The organism is Staphylococcus sp. GDY8P131P (assembly GCF_017891975.1).
Lineage (GTDB): Bacteria > Bacillota > Bacilli > Staphylococcales > Staphylococcaceae > Staphylococcus > Staphylococcus nepalensis.
Genome location: NZ_JAESKF010000035.1, coordinates 1 through 3,212 on the forward strand (window position 1 = coordinate 1; position 3,212 = coordinate 3,212).

General features: G+C 48.5%; 2 rRNA genes. Both read right to left on the minus strand.

What is annotated here, in order from left to right:
- Positions 1 to 77: ribosomal RNA gene (gene rrf / locus KA894_RS14400) — 5S ribosomal RNA — on the minus strand; the annotation flags it as partial.
- 78 nt (positions 78 to 155) lie between these two features.
- A 23S ribosomal RNA gene (locus KA894_RS14405) occupies positions 156 to 3,076 on the minus strand.
- Positions 3,077 to 3,212: the final 136 nt, after the last annotated feature.

Sequence of the window (3,212 nt, forward strand, 5' to 3'; positions counted from 1 at the left end):
CTACCATCGGCGCTAAGGAGCTTAACTTCTGTGTTCGGCATGGGAACAGGTGTGACCTCCTTGCTATAGTCACCAGACAAGTTGATGTATAAATCATTATACATTCAAAACTAGATAGTAAGTAAATTTTAGTTCTACAAACAAAACATTTAAATTTGATTAAGTCTTCGATCGATTAGTATTCGTCAGCTCCACATATCGCTATGCTTCCACCTCGAACCTATTAACCTCATCATCTTTGAGGGATCTTATAACCGAAGTTGGGAAATCTCATCTTGAGGGGGGCTTCATGCTTAGATGCTTTCAGCACTTATCCCGTCCATACATAGCTACCCAGCGATGCCGTTGGCACGACAACTGGTACACCAGAGGTATGTCCATCCCGGTCCTCTCGTACTAAGGACAGCTCCTCTCAAATTTCCTACGCCCACGACGGATAGGGACCGAACTGTCTCACGACGTTCTGAACCCAGCTCGCGTACCGCTTTAATGGGCGAACAGCCCAACCCTTGGGACCGACTACAGCCCCAGGATGCGATGAGCCGACATCGAGGTGCCAAACCTCCCCGTCGATGTGAACTCTTGGGGGAGATAAGCCTGTTATCCCCGGGGTAGCTTTTATCCGTTGAGCGATGGCCCTTCCATGCGGAACCACCGGATCACTAAGTCCGTCTTTCGACCCTGCTCGACTTGTAAGTCTCGCAGTCAAGCTTCCTTGTGCCTTTACACTCTATGAATGATTTCCAACCATTCTGAGGAAACCTTTGAGCGCCTCCGTTACTCTTTAGGAGGCGACCGCCCCAGTCAAACTGTCCATCTGACACTGTCTCCCACCATGATAAATGGTGCGGGTTAGAAATCCAATACAGCGAGGGTAGTATCCCACCAGCGCCTCCACGTAAGCTAGCGCTCACGTATCTAAGGCTCCTACCTATCCTGTACAAGCTGTACCGAATTTCAATATCAGACTACAGTAAAGCTCCACGGGGTCTTTCCGTCCTGTCGCGGGTAACCTGCATCTTCACAGGTACTATGATTTCACCGAGTCTCTCGTTGAGACAGTGCCCAAATCGTTACGCCTTTCGTGCGGGTCGGAACTTACCCGACAAGGAATTTCGCTACCTTAGGACCGTTATAGTTACGGCCGCCGTTTACTGGGGCTTCGATTCGTAGCTTCGCAGAAGCTAACCACTCCTCTTAACCTTCCAGCACCGGGCAGGCGTCAGCCCCTATACATCACCTTACGGTTTAGCAGAGACCTGTGTTTTTGATAAACAGTCGCTTGGGCCTATTCACTGCGGCTCTCCTGGGCGTTAACCCTAAAGAGCACCCCTTCTCCCGAAGTTACGGGGTCATTTTGCCGAGTTCCTTAACGAGAGTTCGCTCGCTCACCTTAGAATTCTCATCTTGACTACCTGTGTCGGTTTGCGGTACGGGCACCATAAATCTAGCTAGAGGCTTTTCTCGGCAGTGTGAAATCAACGACTCGAGGAAACAATTTCCTCTCCCCATCACAGCTTGACCTTAAGAGTGCCGGATTTGCCTAACACTCAGTCTTACTGCTTGGACGTACAATCCAATCGTACGCTTCGCCTATCCTACTGCGTCCCCCCATCGCTTAAAACGAATTATGGTGGTACAGGAATATCAACCTGTTATCCATCGCCTACGCCTATCGGCCTCAGCTTAGGACCCGACTAACCCAGAGCGGACGAGCCTTCCTCTGGAAACCTTAGTCAATCGGTGGACGGGATTCTCACCCGTCTTTCGCTACTCACACCGGCATTCTCACTTCTAAGCGCTCCACATGTCCTTGCGATCATGCTTCAACGCCCTTAGAACGCTCTCCTACCATTGTCCTACGGACAATCCACAGCTTCGGTAATATGTTTAGCCCCGGTACATTTTCGGCGCAGTGTCACTCGACTAGTGAGCTATTACGCACTCTTTAAATGATGGCTGCTTCTAAGCCAACATACTAGTTGTCTGGGCAACGCCACATCCTTTTCCACTTAACATATATTTTGGGACCTTAGCTGGTGGTCTGGGCTGTTTCCCTTTCGAACACGGACCTTATCACCCGCGTTCTGACTCCCAAGTTAAATTGATTGGCATTCGGAGTTTGTCTGAATTCGGTAACCCGAGAAGGGCCCCTCGTCCAAACAGTGCTCTACCTCCAATAATCATCACTTGAGGCTAGCCCTAAAGCTATTTCGGAGAGAACCAGCTATCTCCAGGTTCGATTGGAATTTCTCCGCTACCCTCAACTCATCCGCTCACTTTTCAACGTAAGTCGGTTCGGTCCTCCATTCAGTGTTACCTGAACTTCAACCTGGTCAAGGGTAGATCACCTGGTTTCGGGTCTACGACCAAATACTCAACGCCCTATTCAGACTCGCTTTCGCTACGGCTCCACATTCACTGCTTAACCTTGCATCAAATCGTAACTCGCCGGTTCATTCTACAAAAGGCACGCCATCACCCATTAACGGGCTCTGACTACTTGTAAGCACACGGTTTCAAGTTCTATTTCACTCCCCTTCCGGGGTACTTTTCACCTTTCCCTCACGGTACTGGTTCACTATCGGTCACTAGAGAGTATTTAGCCTTGGGAGATGGTCCTCCCGGATTCCGACGGAATTTCTCGTGTTCCGTCGTACTCAGGATCCACTCAAGAGAGAACAGATTTTCGACTACAGGATTATTACCTTCTTTGATTCATCTTTCCAGATGATTCGTCTAATCTATTCCTTTGTAACTCCGTATAGAGCGTCCTACAACCCCAACAAGCAAGCTCGTTGGTTTGGGCTATTCCCGTTTCGCTCGCCGCTACTCAGGGAATCGAATTTTCTTTCTCTTCCTGCGGGTACTAAGATGTTTCAGTTCTCCGCGTCTACCTTCGATACGCTATGTATTTACGCATCGATAATACGACATAACTCGTATTGGGTTCCCCCATTCGGAAATCTTTGGATCACAGCTTACTTACAGCTCCCCAAAGCATATCGTCGTTAGTAACGTCCTTCATCGGCTTCTAGTGCCAAGGCATTCACCGTGCGCCCTTAATAACTTAATCTATTTGCTTTCCAACTCGACAACCGTCGGTTGAAAACCCAAAATGTTATTAATCTGTGAGTGTTCTTTCGAACACTAGCGATTATTTCTTTTTGAATTCAAGCTTATTTAAAACTCTTATTCACTCGGTTTTGCTT